This is a genomic window from Niallia sp. FSL R7-0648, from assembly GCF_038007005.1.
In the GTDB taxonomy this organism is placed as follows: domain Bacteria; phylum Bacillota; class Bacilli; order Bacillales; family Cytobacillaceae; genus Niallia; species Niallia circulans.
In genome coordinates this window covers 3,638,174-3,653,784 of record NZ_JBBOWE010000001.1, presented here as the reverse complement: position 1 = coordinate 3,653,784, position 15,611 = coordinate 3,638,174, and the positions used below count along the sequence as shown (strand labels likewise).

The 15,611-nt window shown below is 31.9% G+C and carries 10 protein-coding genes; 7 read left to right on the top strand and 3 right to left on the bottom strand.

All coding sequences use genetic code 11. From position 1 onward, the window contains the following. Positions 1-14 precede the first annotated feature (14 nt). Positions 15-404, top strand: a complete 390-nt coding sequence (gene gloA2, locus NSQ89_RS17910) for an SMU1112c/YaeR family gloxylase I-like metalloprotein (RefSeq protein ID WP_095329942.1) — start codon at positions 15-17, stop codon at positions 402-404. A gap of 276 nt (positions 405-680) precedes the next feature. Here gloA2 and NSQ89_RS17905 read toward each other — a convergent pair whose 3' ends face one another. After that, complete coding sequence (locus NSQ89_RS17905; protein WP_144544696.1) at positions 681-1,856, bottom strand: CDP-glycerol glycerophosphotransferase family protein; 1,176 nt, start codon at positions 1,854-1,856, stop codon at positions 681-683. Continuing rightward, on the bottom strand, positions 1,849-2,244 hold the full coding sequence (gene tagD / locus NSQ89_RS17900; protein WP_095334292.1) for a glycerol-3-phosphate cytidylyltransferase: 396 nt from the start codon (positions 2,242-2,244) through the stop codon (positions 1,849-1,851). The genes NSQ89_RS17905 and tagD overlap by 8 nt, the downstream gene beginning before the upstream one ends. 535 nt (positions 2,245-2,779) lie before the next feature. Between tagD and NSQ89_RS17895 the strand changes: the two genes are divergently transcribed. Next, positions 2,780-4,900, top strand: coding sequence for a CDP-glycerol glycerophosphotransferase family protein (locus tag NSQ89_RS17895; RefSeq protein ID WP_186325632.1), 2,121 nt, complete (start codon positions 2,780-2,782; stop codon positions 4,898-4,900). A gap of 77 nt (positions 4,901-4,977) precedes the next feature. Here NSQ89_RS17895 and tagU read toward each other — a convergent pair whose 3' ends face one another. Then, on the bottom strand, positions 4,978-5,904 hold the full coding sequence (tagU, locus tag NSQ89_RS17890; protein ID WP_144544698.1) for a polyisoprenyl-teichoic acid--peptidoglycan teichoic acid transferase TagU: 927 nt from the start codon (positions 5,902-5,904) through the stop codon (positions 4,978-4,980). 566 nt (positions 5,905-6,470) lie between these two features. On the opposite strand from tagU, the gene galU reads away from it, so the two are divergent. The 5 genes from galU (at position 6,471) to NSQ89_RS17865 (ending at position 15,444) form a co-directional block, all read left to right on the top strand. Beyond that, positions 6,471-7,370, top strand: coding sequence for a UTP--glucose-1-phosphate uridylyltransferase GalU (gene galU, locus NSQ89_RS17885; RefSeq protein WP_144544700.1), 900 nt, complete (start codon positions 6,471-6,473; stop codon positions 7,368-7,370). A 317-nt stretch (positions 7,371-7,687) separates the two neighbouring features. Next, positions 7,688-11,578 carry a PA14 domain-containing protein gene (locus tag NSQ89_RS17880; protein WP_144544702.1) on the top strand — a complete coding sequence of 1,297 codons (3,891 nt, stop codon included), beginning with the start codon at positions 7,688-7,690 and terminating at the stop codon, positions 11,576-11,578. A 506-nt stretch (positions 11,579-12,084) separates the two neighbouring features. After that, entirely contained in the window at positions 12,085-12,903 is an 819-nt protein-coding gene (locus NSQ89_RS17875; protein WP_144544704.1) for an ABC transporter permease, read from the top strand. Between the two features lie 16 nt (positions 12,904-12,919). Further along, positions 12,920-13,729 carry a teichoic acids export ABC transporter ATP-binding subunit TagH gene (tagH, locus tag NSQ89_RS17870; RefSeq protein ID WP_095334310.1) on the top strand — a complete coding sequence of 270 codons (810 nt, stop codon included), beginning with the start codon at positions 12,920-12,922 and terminating at the stop codon, positions 13,727-13,729. A 161-nt stretch (positions 13,730-13,890) separates the two neighbouring features. Then, positions 13,891-15,444 carry a glycosyltransferase family 2 protein gene (locus tag NSQ89_RS17865; protein ID WP_095334297.1) on the top strand — a complete coding sequence of 518 codons (1,554 nt, stop codon included), beginning with the start codon at positions 13,891-13,893 and terminating at the stop codon, positions 15,442-15,444. Positions 15,445-15,611: the final 167 nt, after the last annotated feature.

Genomic DNA, 15,611 nt, shown 5'->3' with positions numbered 1-15,611 from the left:
AAAGGAGTTATAAAATGTTTAATATAAATAAGGTTCATCATATAGCGATTATTTGCAGCAATTACGAAGTATCAAAACATTTTTATGTGGAACTCTTAGGCTTTAAGCCTATAAATGAAGTATACAGAGAAGAAAGAGATTCTTATAAGCTAGACCTTTTAGTAAACAATATCTATCAAATCGAACTATTTTCCTTTCCTAATCCAAGAGAAAGACCAAGTTATCCTGAAGCTGCCGGCTTACGTCATATTGCCTTTGAAGTGAATAATATAGAAGAAACTGTACAGTATTTACAATCGAATAATATTACAGTGGAAGATATTCGGATCGATCCTTTTACGAACAAAAAGTTTACTTTTTTTGCGGATCCTGATGGGTTACCAATTGAATTATATGAGGCTTAATTAGAATGTGCTTTTCCCTTATATTGAGAAAGGGTACAAACAGTTTGTAAAATAAATTGCTTATCCTGAGAACTTAGTAATCTCCAGCTACCAGCTTTTATTTTCATATTTATCATCCTTTCTACTCTTTTTCTTATAGTTTATATATACCGCGTTTGTATTTATTGAAAACACTAAATTATCAACAAATGCTGACAAGTATTTCCCGAGAAATGTCGGCTTATAAAGAAGTGGCAGATTAACAATTGTTAATCTGTCACTTCTTTATATATATTATTATTTTGTTAACCAGCTGTTTATAGTTTGAACTACATTTATACTAGAATTACCAATTGAATACGTATTCCACTCTTGATGGAACTTCGCTATTTTTTCCATTTTGAAAGATGAATGCTGAATAAATTGCACAATTTCTTCCGTTGAATAGGCAATAGGACCGGGAACTAGTTCATGATAAGGAACCCAGAAGCCTCGAGTTTTTCTATATTCATCTAAATCATATGGATAAAAAATCATGGGCTTTTGTAAAAAGGAAAATTCAAAAGGAATCGAAGAATAATCGGTTATTAATATATCCGTAATAAATAACAATTCATTTAAAATAGGATAATCAGAAAAATTATAAACAAAACCATTGTACTCACTAAAATCCATCTGATTAGTTATACTGGGATGAAGTCTCACGAGAAGTATATAATCGGATTCTAAATTGTCTTTTAAATAGGAAAGATCTAATCGAATTTGATTAGCTGATTCTTCTTCGTTTTCGCGAAAAGTTGGAGCATAAAGAATGATTTTCTTATTTTTTAGATTAGGATATTTGTTATAAAAACTAGTTTTTATTTTCTCCATATGATCTTTATCAAAGAAAATATCAGTTCTAGGTATTCCTGTATTTAAAATTTGCTGGGTGGAAGCAGAGAAAGCTTCGCAAAAGATAGCAGACATTTTATCTGATCCAGAGATAATATAGTCAAATTGTTTATAAACGGCTGCAAATCTTTCCTTAGCATTTTTGGAACGATCTTTGACACTTAAGTCTTTCCACCCAAATGTTTTAATAGCACCATTAGCATGCCAAATTTGAAGTTTTTTAACATTTTCCTTGAATGATACAGAAGATAAGAACCCGTAATAATTATCCAGCACAATCACTTGAGATGTTGCTAGATGAAAAATTCCTTTCAGAAAAGATAAAGGATACTTGGGAGAAAATAATAGAATCGGATCTGTTATCATTTTGTCGTTGAAAAATCGATAGGTTTTATAGTCAACTAATAAAATACATGGGATGTTTGGATTGTTCTTCTTCAGTTCATCATAGAGATGAGTTGTATTTTCAACAAAAGACACACAAAAAACTATTTTCTTCTGTAAAGGAAATAGTTTTGCTATCTCAAATAGAAAAGAAAATAGTTTTAAGTATAAGTAAATGGCTAACTCTCTAACCATTTACTTTAAATAGGTCCTTTTTAATTTTTGTTGTAGAGATTCCAACGGTTCTTGGAAGATACACAACTTCACAATAATCTTTCAAGAAGTCAAATTTTCCTTCCCAATCGTCTCCCATAACGAAAACATCAATATTATGATCCACAACGTCTCTGATTTTTTGATCCCAATCATGCTCTGGAATTACTTCATCCACATAACGGATTGCTTCTAAAATCATTTTGCGATTATCGTAACTATGATATGCTTGTTTGTTCTTAATGGCATTAAATTCATCACTAGAAAGTGCAACAGTTAAGTGATCTCCCAACTCTTTAGCTCGTTTTAAAATATTTATATGGCCCCAATGTAATAAATCAAAGGTACCATAGGTAATAACTTTCTTCATTTTTTTCCTCCTACAATTATAGAAAATTTAATAAGGATAGAATTATTAAAAGGCTAATTATTTAAGATGTGTCATTTGAAACACCTATAATAATTGTTCCATGTTTGAATGATGATTGTGAAATCGAAAAACTTTTTTTTAGCTTTCCCTAATTATCTTATTTTAAAACTTTTTCCGCTTATTGACAAGTATCATCATTGCTTTGTCATAAAATGAAATATTTATGCAAAAATTGTTTAAAATAATAGTAAAGAATGTTTTCTTATCATTTATCAAATGAATGCATTTTATCCTTGTTTAGAATAGCGAAAAAAGGTGATTTTTTATTTATTCCTCTCTGCCATTATTTGAAGTTTTACAACCTTTATAAATGTTGCTCTCATGGTTGATTGAATTCCGGCACATTGTTATATATAATGTTGGTTAGGTGTTTTATAAGAGAATGGATGAATAAGAAGTTTGTCGGATAATGGATAAACTTTATAATTCAATAACTTGATTTAATGGAATTTGCATTTTGGAGAGGGGATTCTTAATGAGTGAATCTGGATTTAATCATAAACAAATACAAACGATCAGCATTATCCACAATATGCTCAGTATTCAATTTGGTTTTAAAACAAGTATCTTAGAGGATAATAAAGCATCGTTCCTCATTTTAAATAGAAAGACGGAAAGTGAAAAATATCTGCCATTTCATACATTGGACGATGAAAATACGATTGGAAGTTATGAAGTTACTATTGATTTACATAAAGAAAAAGATTTTTTTGGACAATCTGGAGTATGGGATGTCTATATTGTTGTTGAGTCTGAAGAGGATGAATACAAACGATATCGTATCGTAAGTAATCGCCAAGAATTAAATTTGATCTACTATCAATATGCTGATATGGGCACTGTTTTTTATCCATATACAACTAATAAAATGAATCTTTCTCTGAAAACAACGAAAAGGTCTTTTATTTCGAAAGTAGAAGATGCTTATCTTAGTAAAGACGGTTTATTAAATATTAGCGGATATGTATTAGATACAAAGCTTATGGGCGCTAAACATGATATGAAAAAAACACTAATCATTACGAATCATTTAGATGATGAGCAATATCGTCTTCCTTTAGAGAGTGTGACTAGAACGGATTTAACCGAATTATACGGGGATGGAATCAGAAATTATGATGATATTGGGTTTAAAGGCACCTTTTCTATAAAAGAATATTTACATACATCTGAATTAATCTATTTCCGATTCTATATAGAGCTTTCTTATATAGATAATGGCGAAGAGATAGTAAAGGTCAGTCCAAGATTAACATTCAATCCTTTTAATCCTCTGCAATCGAGAAGAGCTAAAGTGATCAAAATAGATGGAATAGATAGAAGAATTTTTATTAAAAAGACCAAGGTAAAGAGCTATCTTTCCGTCAAAGTATATGTTTACAATCGTTCGAAAGAATGGAAAAGTAGAATCAGAAGAAAATTGACTGATATTAAGAGAAGTCGAAAGATCAAAGCGTTATATAAAAAAGCATTTAAGTTGATGGGATATGCACCGGTTCGAAAAAAATCCGTTGTATTTGAAAGTTTTGCTGGAAAGCAGTTTAGCTGTAATCCAAGAGCGATTTTTGAATATATGCAGGATTTTAATCCTGAATATAAAATGTACTGGAGTGTTGATAAAAAGTACATGAAAAATTTCGAAGGAAGAAATTTAAATATAGTGCCACGCTTCTCTATTAAGTGGTTATTTATAATGGCTAGAGCCCAATATTGGGTGAGTAATAGTCGCTTACCATTATGGATTCCAAAACCAAACCATACAACCTATTTGCAAACTTGGCATGGCACGCCACTGAAAAAATTGGCTGCCGATATGGATGAAGTGCATATGCCTGGTACAAATACAGTTAAATATAAGAACAACTTTTTAAAAGAAGCATCTAATTGGGACTATTTAATTTCTCCTAATGCGTATTCTACGGAAATATTTCAAAGGGCTTTCGCTTTTAATAAAACAATGATTGAATCTGGATATCCTAGAAATGACGTGTTACATGTAGATAATACGACAGAAAACATGGAAGCATTAAAACAAAAATTTGCTTTACCAATGGATAAGAAGATTATTCTGTATGCACCGACATGGCGAGATAATCAATTTTATGGAAGAGGAAAATATAAATTTGATTTAGAATTAGATTTAAATATGCTTCGTGATCAGCTTGGCGATGAATATATAGTTTTATTGCGCATGCATTACTTAGTAGCTGAAAACTTTGACTTAACACCATACACTGGCTTTGCTTTTGATTTTTCAAATTATGAAGATATTCGAGAACTTTATTTAGTGTCGGATATTTTGGTAACAGACTATTCTTCCGTATTTTTTGACTATGCCAATTTAAGAAGACCAATGATTTTCTTTGTATATGATATTGAAGATTATCGAGATAATTTACGTGGTTTCTATTTTGATTTTGAAAAAACAGCCCCGGGTCCACTAGTGAAAACGACAGAAGAAGTTATTCAATCTATCAAAGAGGCGGAAGTTAACCCAATAAGTGATAAATTCAATACCTTCTATGACAAGTTTTGCTATCTAGAAGAGGGAAAATCTGCTGAAAGAGTAGTAGAAGAGGTTTTTAACAAAAGGTAATCATTAAAAAGTAAAACTTTAAGGCAATAAAAAAAGACCAGTTTAGGTCTTTTTTTATTGCCTTATTCTTTTTCTCTTTATTTTACATCCAAGTGTTCTTTTAGCTCATTTTGAATTTTTGTTTTTTCTGCATCGTCTACAATTAAATACCATACTTTATCGATTGTTTGTCCAGTGCCTTTAATTGTAAGCTGCTCAATATTACCAGCTGCTGCTTTGTATTTAGATTGAATATCAATCATTTCATCGAAGGTAATATTTGTTTTGATGTTCTTACTTAACGCATCAAAGATTGAATCAAAATTTGTTAAAGAGCTTAAGCTAGCTCCTTCTTTAATAACAGCTTGGATAATCATTCGCTGTCTTAACTGTCTACCGAAGTCACCTCTTGGATCATCATAACGCATACGGGAGAATTTTAAAGCCTTTTCTCCATCCAAATTAACCGGCCCTTTTGCAAAGTGAACTCCTTCATAAGTGAAATCTAAATCATTATCTACCGTAACTCCGCCAACAGAATCAACAATATCTTTAAAGCCTTCCATATTGATTTGCATAAAGTAATCAATTGGTATATCGAGGAAGTTTTCTACCGTATCCATCGACATTGCAACACCGCCAAAGGCATATGCATGGTTAATTTTGTCTGTAGTACCATGTCCAACTATTTCAGTGCGAGTATCGCGCGGGATACTTAGCATTTTAACTGACTTTTTATCAGGATTTACCGTAAGGACAATCATTGTATCCGATCTTCCAGAGTCACCATCACGCTCATCGACACCTAACATTAAAACGGAAAATGGCTCCTTGCTGCCAAGGTTTAAAGTATCCGTTCTTTTTGTCGTCTGTCTATCAATCGGCTCATGCATATTATTAACAGCTGTCGAAAGGGAATTCCATACAGTATACAGATATATTCCTATCCCAATTATAAGGAGAAGAAGCACAATACCCGTAACCTTTAACCATGTTTTCTTTTTTTTCGGTTTATTTCTACTCATTTAACAATATCCTCCATATCTTGACAAAAAATGATAGTAAACTTATTTCAAGAATAGCAGAAATCATCTCTACTGAACATCTTTTTTAGTAACAATAAGAAAAGCAACATTGCCTTTCAATCAGTAATAATTAGCAAATTTATAGTCGTCTGTTTATCACAGGTCTTTTGGAATGATTATTAAATGTTATGGATAAACTTTTCGTATACAATAAAGTCATGAAAAAGAGCAAAGAACCCTATTATTATGACAACATGCAGAAATTATTATCCGGCAAAGCTAATCTTCCATGCGTAACATTTCGTAAAGATTGTTTAAAAAACGAAAAGTATATGATAAATGTTCTATAATAGAAGATGATACACTAATCCCTGAATGTATAGACGACCTTTAAAGGAGAAAAGTTGCAAAAAAATTAGGTTTTTGTTTATTTATGTGAAATAAGGGCGAAATAATAGGGGTACATTTAAAGAAGTGTAGTCATAGAGCTTTTATTTGGATTGCAGTATACTAAAGTTAGTAGCAAGAGACGCACAAAAATTTATTTATAAGAGAGGTAATTTTTTATGAGTAAAATAAAGAAAGCGATTATCCCTGCTGCAGGATTAGGAACTAGATTTTTACCAGCAACGAAAGCAATGCCGAAAGAAATGCTGCCAATTGTGGATAAGCCAACCATTCAATATATTGTGGAGGAAGCTATAGCATCTGGGATTGAAGATATTCTTATTGTTACTGGGAAAGGTAAGAGAGCGATTGAAGATCACTTTGACAATGCCTTAGAATTAGAAGAAAATTTGATTGCAAAAGAAAAATTTGCCTTATTAGCAAAAGTGCAGGAATCTTCTAATGTGGACATTCATTATATACGGCAAAAAGAGCCAAAAGGATTAGGACATGCTGTTTGGTGTGCAAGAAACTTTATTGGCGATGAGCCATTTGCTGTATTATTAGGGGATGATATTGTTGATAATGACAAACCATGTCTAAAGCAATTGATGGATCAATATGACCAAACACTTTCTTCTGTGATTGGTGTACAGGTAGTGCCTGACTCAGAAACCCATCGTTACGGGATAATTGACCCTTTACCGGATACAAAGAGAAGATATCAAGTAAAGAAATTTGTAGAAAAACCTGAGCAAGGAACTTCACCTTCTAATTTAGCGATTATCGGAAGATACATATTTACACCACAGCTATTTCATTTTCTTGAGTCACAAGAAGTTGGCACAGGAGGAGAAATACAACTGACAGATGCCATTGAGAAGTTAAACAAAATTCAGCGTGTTTTTGCATATGAATTTGAAGGAAATCGTTACGACGTGGGAGAACAATTTGGTTTCATTCAAACAACGATTGAGTTGGGGTTAAAACGCACCGATATTAATTCACAATTAAGAAGTTATATATTAGAGCTTGCTGAAAGACTAAAAGAACAAGAAATGAATAAACTTTCTAAGTAATAACTTTTAGATAGTTTTTGGGAAATAAAATGAAAAATAGAGAAAACTGCCTTCCTTAATAGGAGGCAGTTTTTGTCGTATAGTTAAATAATACACTATGAATAAGTCTTATGAACTAGTTCTGGTGGATGGGTGAATTTTTATAAAAATAGCAATTTTGACAAGAATCGATAAAAAATAGATAATATTACCTACAAAATTTCGTCGAATCCTCTTAACATATTTACCATTTTACTAGATAATAGAATATAGAAAAAATAGATAGGAGTGAGTGGGAAATAGAAACTCGAGTATTTTGGAGAATAGCAGGTACAGCTTTGTTTTTATGTTTTCTTTTGTTGTTAATGTCACCCCAAACGAACATAAAAGCAGCAGAAAATACATGGTCCTCCAATTTTTACAATAATAAAAACTTATCAGAAACACCTATTTCTAAATCGTATAACAATATAAGATTTAATTGGGGGAAAAACGAGCCTATAGCCGGAATAAATAAAGATAATTTTTCCGCTAGCTTTGAAAAAAATATAACTATTTCGGAATCACAAAAAGATTATTTTCTTCATACCTATGCAGATGATGGTGTGAGAATGTATTTGGATAATCAAAAGAAAATCGATCGTTGGACAAGTTCAAGTAGAAATTACTCAGCAGCACCAATGACTAATTTATCTGCGGGCAATCACACCGTAAAAACTGAATATTATGAAGGCGGAGGAAATGCTGTATTATTTGCAGATATGCTTCCTTTCGGCTCATGGATTGGTTACTTTTACAATAATGAAAAATTCAGTGGCAATCCGGAAGATGCCTTAGTATTTACACCAGATAAAAATGGCAATTTAAGCTTTGATTATCAGTATGGTAAGCCTAATGCTAAAGGAATTGGATCTAATCATTTTTCTGCTAAATTTTTTACCTATAAAAAATTGCCAGCAGGAAATTATATTTTACAAACAAAGCATGACGATGATACACGTATCTACATTGATGGGAAATTAGTTCTCGATAGTGATCGAGTTTCTCAAGATACTAGACTAATAAAGATTGAGAATAGCCAAGGAAAGGATGTCCATGAAATTCGAATTGAATATGTAGAGAAAACAGGAAAAAGTTATTTGCAATTTTCTCTAAAACCAGTTCAAGAAGCATTATCAACATCCACTTGGTTTGCGTCCTATTTTAATAATACAAACGTTTCAGGGAACGCTTTTGTTTCAACAGGAATAAAAGATATTAAATACAATTGGGGGAAAAGCGCGCCAAATGCTTCAACCAATAAGGACAATTTCTCAGCATCGTTTTATAAGCTTTTAAATAAAGGGGATTACTTTGTTTATACATTTGCGGATGATGGTGTACGAGCGAAAATAAATAATTCTATTTTGTTTGATCGCTGGACAGGTAGCTCAGGTAAAGCCAATAAGGCATTAATCACCAATCTAAATCAGAATAATAATGTGTTTCAGTTAGATTATCTTGAAAAGACAGGTAAGGCGTTTGTAAATGCAGATGTTCTTCCATTAGGACAATGGCTTGGCTACTATTATTCTAATACTAGCTTAAAAGGTGCCCCTGCAAATAAAACCATTTTAAAAGGGGATGGCAAAGGAGCATTTAGTTTTAATTATGGCAAGAATGCCCCAATGTCTGGTATACCAAAAGATAATTTTTCAGCAAGCTTTACAACTGCCTTAAGGCTTAATCAAGGTGAGTATGTAATCCGTTCTGTCGCAGATGATGGCATTCGTGTTTATGTGGATGATAAATTAGTTATCAACCGTTGGACTTCTGCGAATTCAAAGGAAGACGCATATAAGATTAATATAAGCGATAGAACTAATGAAGCAGATTCATCGAAAAGAAACATTCATTGGATAAGAGTGGAATATCTTGAGAAAAAGGGAAACGCGAAATTGAATTTTGATATTAAGCCTATTAATCAAGTAGTTACAAACCAGGAATGGATGAATATTTTTTATCCTAACACCAGTTTATCTGGCAATGGAACAGTTATAGGTGGATTAAATTCAAAGAATAAAGTTTCAAGCATCCAGTATCTTTGGAAAAAAGATGCTCCTCTTGTAGGGATGCCAAAAGATAATTTCTCAGCCTCTTTTTTACGTAAAGTTTCGGGAAGCAATGATTATTTTGTTTCCACTTTTGCAGATGACGGCATTCGTGTAAAACTAGATAATAAGACGGTAATCGATCGTTGGAAGAATTCTAGTGGGACATTTGATAAGGCAATTATTAAAGGAGCAGGAAAGGGAGAACATATCATTCAAACAGATTATATGGAGAAAACAGGAAATGCTTATGCGTTTGCTGATATCCAGCCTTTAGGTAATTGGGTGGCTTATTATTATAATAATAAAAATCTCTCTGGAGCTCCGGTTACATCAAATGTAATCAATAATTCTAATTCTAATTCTAATACGCTTACCAAGGATTATGGGAAAAATGCGCCGATTTCAAAAATTAATAAAGATAATTTTTCAGCAAAATATGTGACTGCTAAAAGGCTGGATGCAGGCGAATATGTTATTAGAGGATTATCAGATGATGGTGTAAGAGTGTATATAGATGGAAAACTTGTCGTTGATAATTGGAAAAATGGTTCTTATCGTGAAAAAGCAACAAAGGTAAAAATAGATAATGTAAATGGCGATAATGTTCACTGGATTGAAGTGAGATACTATGACAATAAATCAACAGCTAAATTCCAAGTCTCTATCCAGCCATATAATGAACAAAACATGCTTGATGGTACTTGGTATGCAGAGTATTATCCAGAGGTAATAAACAAAAATCAATTACCTTCTTACAAGGTAACAGATTCAAAGAGAAATGTTGTTATTGGCGGAAAAGATTCTTTAAATAAAATCTATAACATCGATTTTAATTGGAAGAAAGGGTCTCCTGATAGTGCCATTCCTTCTAACAAGTTTTCGGCTGTTTACAAGAAAGTGCTTAATGTTACAGAGAACAGTAATTACAATTTTAAACTGAAAGCAGATAACGGAGCAGTACTTGAGGTTGATGGAAAAGTACTAATCGATGCTTGGAATGGAAATATTGGTAAAACAAAAGAAGTAATTGGTTACTATCTACCAAAAGGGAAGCATACTTTTGTGATTAAATATTATGAGGGAAGCGGCGATGCGCATCTTTCTTTTGATATGGAAAAATCAAAAGTAGTGACAAAAACTTATAATGACTTGAAAACTTCGTTAAACGATGCCGTGAATATTCAACTTAGCAAAAATGCGCAAACAGATAAAAAGTATAAAGCATATATGAGAGAAGATGCCTTTGAATATGTAAGTAGCAAGAATGATTATGGTTTTGTTAAGAGCGGTACGTGGAATGTTAGAGGTGGGACCAACAAAAATAGTTGGATTATAGGTACCTTTAAAGGGGATTATAAAGTTACTATTCTATCAAAAACAGCTAAGAAAGACAGTGACGGGATGTATTGGTATGAAGTTGACTTTTATAAATATTCGGTGCCAGTAGGGAAAGTTAAACCAGATATAACACCAAAATATACAGTTAAATATAATACGTGGGTAAACGCTAGTCCAACTGACATAAAATATTATATGAATCCAAGTAATTTTGAGAATGACAACAAGCAGAAACTACAATTTTTATTATTATCTTCTAGTGCGAATCTAAATTCAAAAGAAGTAAATGATAAAATACTCAAAAATAGAGGGATTTTAGCTGGAAAAGGAAGTTCATTCAATAAAGCGGGAGAAAAATATGGTATTAATGAAATTTATTTGATTTCCCATGCTCTATTAGAAACTGGAAATGGAACTTCAAGTCTGGCAACTGGTATAAAGGTTTCTAGTGTCGGTGGAAAGAAAGTTACACCGAAAAAGGTATATAATATGTATGGTATCGGGGCAGTGGATGGCTCTGCAGTAAAGAGCGGATCTGAATATGCATACAAGATGGGCTGGGATACTCCAGAAAAAGCAATCATAGGTGGAGCAGAGTTTATAGGGAAGAATTATATTAATAATGCAACATATAAACAAGACACACTCTATAAAATGCGCTGGAATCCGGGGAAACCTGGTGTACATCAATATGCTACAGATATAGGATGGGCAAGCAAACAAGTAAGCAGTATGTATAATTTATATAATATGTTAACTTCTTATCGTATGGATTTAGAGATACCTAAATACAAATAAAAAGCGAATTAACAAGGTCAGAATACAAGTGTTCCAACCGGATTTAAAGTCAAAGCCAAACAATTACATGTTGATTGTTTGGCTTTTTATGGATAAGAAGGTTGTTTCAGCGGTCTCCTGAAGCTGAGGGTGTGAATCGTAGTTTTAACCAATACCTTTTATTGGTTAAAACTTTCAAAATATAGGGTAGTAAAGATAGTATAAATACCTTGCTGTCACTACCTCTATCGGTAGTGGAATGAAATGTATTTATGATAAGGTTTGAAATCTATCTTTTTTCTTTATATAATGTTTGATAGATTGTATGATCTAGGTTGAAATATTTCATTTCAAAATTAGCGGAAAGGATGTATAGTAATATAGGCATTGCAATTTATGTTAACGTATGATTAATTTAAACAAGAAATAAACATTGTATTCCTCAAAATAAATATATATAGTGTAATCCCATTAATTTTGGTGAGAATAGATAATGGGAACAGCTTAAAGAAAGGTTCTATAAGATAATGGCTTCTATTGTTAAAGTATTAAAAGAGCAAGTTAATCATTTTCATTTAATTAGAAGATTATCCCTTTATGAGTTAAAAAGTGCTAATCGCAATAACTATTTAGGGATCTTGTGGGAAATAATCAATCCGGCAATCCAAATTTCGATTTATTGGTTTGTATTCGGATTTGTACAAAAAAGGCATGATGTAAAAGGTGTTAATGGAGAAACCTATCCCTATTTTATATGGATGCTTGCAGGTATTTTGATTTGGTTCTTTATATATCCTGCCATAACGAAAAGTTCTAAATCCATTTACACGCGTTTAAGAATGGTATCAAGGATGAATTTTCCATTAAGTGTTATACCTTCTTATGTCATTATGTCATTATTGTATCCACAATTATTATTAATGGTTCTAGTAATGATTATATATCAATTTATTGGGTATCCAATTTCCATATACTATTTGCAGATTCCGTATTTCTTATTTGCTGCAGTTATGTTTTTATTTGCGCTTGCATTAATAACTTCAACTATTTCTACCATTGTAAGAGATTTTCAAATGCTTTTACAATCTTTAATGAGGGTTCTTTTGTATCTAACTCCGATTTTGTGGCCTGCTAATCATCTAGGAGAGAAATTTGAGAAAGTTATGCAGATAAATCCGGTTTATTATTTAATTGAGGGTTATCGCTATGCCCTTTTAGGACAAGGCTGGTTTGTCACAGAGCATTTAGGAATTACGATCTATTTCTGGAGTTTAGTACTTGTGTTACTTTTTGTTGGAACATATATGCACGTTAGATTTAGAAAACACTTTATTGACTTTTTATAAAATTGGAAGTGGTTTAATGGAGAAATCAGTTATTGTTAAAAATTTAACAAAACGGTATAAATTATATGAAAATAGCAGCGATAAATTAAAGGATATTTTCTTGCCTAAAAGTTATGGGGAACCTTTTTATGCTTTAAGAGATATCAACTTTGAGGCAAATCATGGCGATGTTATTGGATTTGTAGGAGTAAACGGATCAGGTAAGTCTACTCTATCGAATATTATTGCAGGGATTGTTCCACCGACAGAGGGAACAGTAGAAATCGATGGGCAAGCCTCTTTAATTGCTGTAGCTGCTGGTGTAAATAATGAACTTACGGGTAGAGAAAACATTGAATTGAAATGTTTGATGCTTGGTTTTTCGAAAGAACAAATAAAAGAGCTGGAACCAGGAATTATTGAATTTGCTGAATTAGGAAAATTTATTGATCAGCCTGTAAAGTCATACTCTAGTGGGATGAAATCACGTCTAGGCTTTGCCATTTCGGTAAATACAAATCCAGATGTCTTAATAATTGATGAGGCATTATCTGTAGGAGATAAAGCTTTTGCTGAAAAGTGTTTAGCGAAAATGGATGAATTCAAAAAAAATGGAAAAACGATGTTCTTTGTCAGTCATTCGATTGGCCAGATGAAAAAATTCTGTCAAAAAGGAATATGGTTAGAACATGGTCAACTGAAAATGGAAGGGAAAATTGATGAAGTTATCCCTGCCTATGAAGAATTCTTAGCTAAGTATAAAAAGATGAATGATAAAGAAAAAAGGGAATTTAGAGAACAGGGCTTTAAAAAGCAAAGTGATCCCGAATATATTGGAAAAATATAGACCGCCAGATAAGGCGGTTTCTTATTTGTGTAAATTTGTTTTAGTTCGTAGAATATGTGGAATAATAATGGAAAATTACTTTTTCTTGGTATATGATGAATGATAGATATAATAGTAATTTATATATTGGAAAATACATATGGATTGGGGAGGTTAATGGAATGACTGAATCCTATAACCGAAATAGCTTTGAAAGAGAGAATAATATTCATTACAACACGGATGGATACTATGTATATGAAAAAAAAGCAAACATTTTAGGAATATTTAAGAAGAAAATGGACAAATTAGTTACAGTTGTTACACCGGTATATAATGCAGAGGAAAATATAAAGAAAACGGTTGAATCTGTCATTAATCAAACAATGGATTTTAATCAAGTGGAATATATCCTTGTAGACGACGGATCGACTGATAATTCACGACCTATTCTGCTAGATTATGCTAAAAGATATCCAAATAGTATTAAAGTTGTTTTTCTGGAAAAGAACACCGGTACGCCTGGACATCCAAGGAATTTAGGAATAGAATTATCTACTTCTCCATATGTGACATTTTTAGATGCAGATGATTGGTTAGAAGAAGATGGTTTACAGACATTGTATTCTATTTTAAAAGAAACAAATGATGATTATGTGGTGGGGAAAACGATTCAGGTCGAAAGCAAATCAACAAAGATTGTTGGAGAACATGAATCATGCATGGAAAGAAGAAGTGTACTTCCTACTTCAATTCCCCATATCTTTCAACATTTAGGACCAAGAGCAAGAATGGTAAAAACATCTTTATTAAAGGAAAATAATATTAAGTATCCAGAAATGAAATTTGCTGAGGACAAGCAGTTTTTCATCGATGTTTTAGTCCATGCGAGTGCCATCTCCACTACAACCAAAACGATTTACTATTTAAATCGTTTGGATGAAAATAATGCTTCACTAACGAAACAAACAGATATCATGCATAAAATGGATACGAATATTAAAGTTATTAACTATGTTAAAGCAAAGCAATTGGATGAACAAATAGAAAAAATGATTTTAAATAGATTATATGAGTTTGACTGTATTACAAGATTTTTTAATAGACAGCATTTTTTCAAAAGCAAAAATAAGAGTGCCTATTTTAAAAAATTTGCAGAGGTAGTCGAAACAACAAAGGATTTAAAATATGATATAACAAATCAATTTTTCCATCATATCAATAAATCTGCTTATCAAATGTACCTAAATGGTGAATTTGACAAAATAGCAAAATTATTTATGTGGGATAAAAGCCAAAAAGTGAAGGAAGTTATCGTTAATGATAACTTACCATATATGATCACTCCTGTTGAAGGGTATGAACATATAAGAGTATCAATGGCAGCTTTCTTTAAGGACGGAAGTTTCCAAGAAGATGGTTATACATTTAAATTCTATGTATATGGAGATTATACGGAGAATTTAAATGAATTAATTTTTCGAAATCGAAGCAATCCAGACGATCAATATTCCTTCTCTATTTCGAAAGCTGAAGAGTATCTCTATGAAACATTTTTACCTAACTCTGCATTAATACAACTAGCAAAAGGAAGCTATGGAATCTTTATTAAATATAATGATTATCAAAAAGTAAGTATAAGCAGAATAGATCCTCATCAAAAAGTGTTAGATAAAAAATCTTTTCATTTTTATACAACCGTTAACTCTAATTTAGGTTTGAATGTTGGAAAATAGAAAGAAAACAGTGGCTTTTTTAAGTCACTGTTTTCTTACATGAAAAATCGTATACTAACTCTATTGAACGAACGATAATTGGTGAAAAATGTATTAATCAGTTGAAACCTTCTGGATTTTTATACGTCTTATATTATGATAGTAAACAAAGCAATTATTTTTATGTA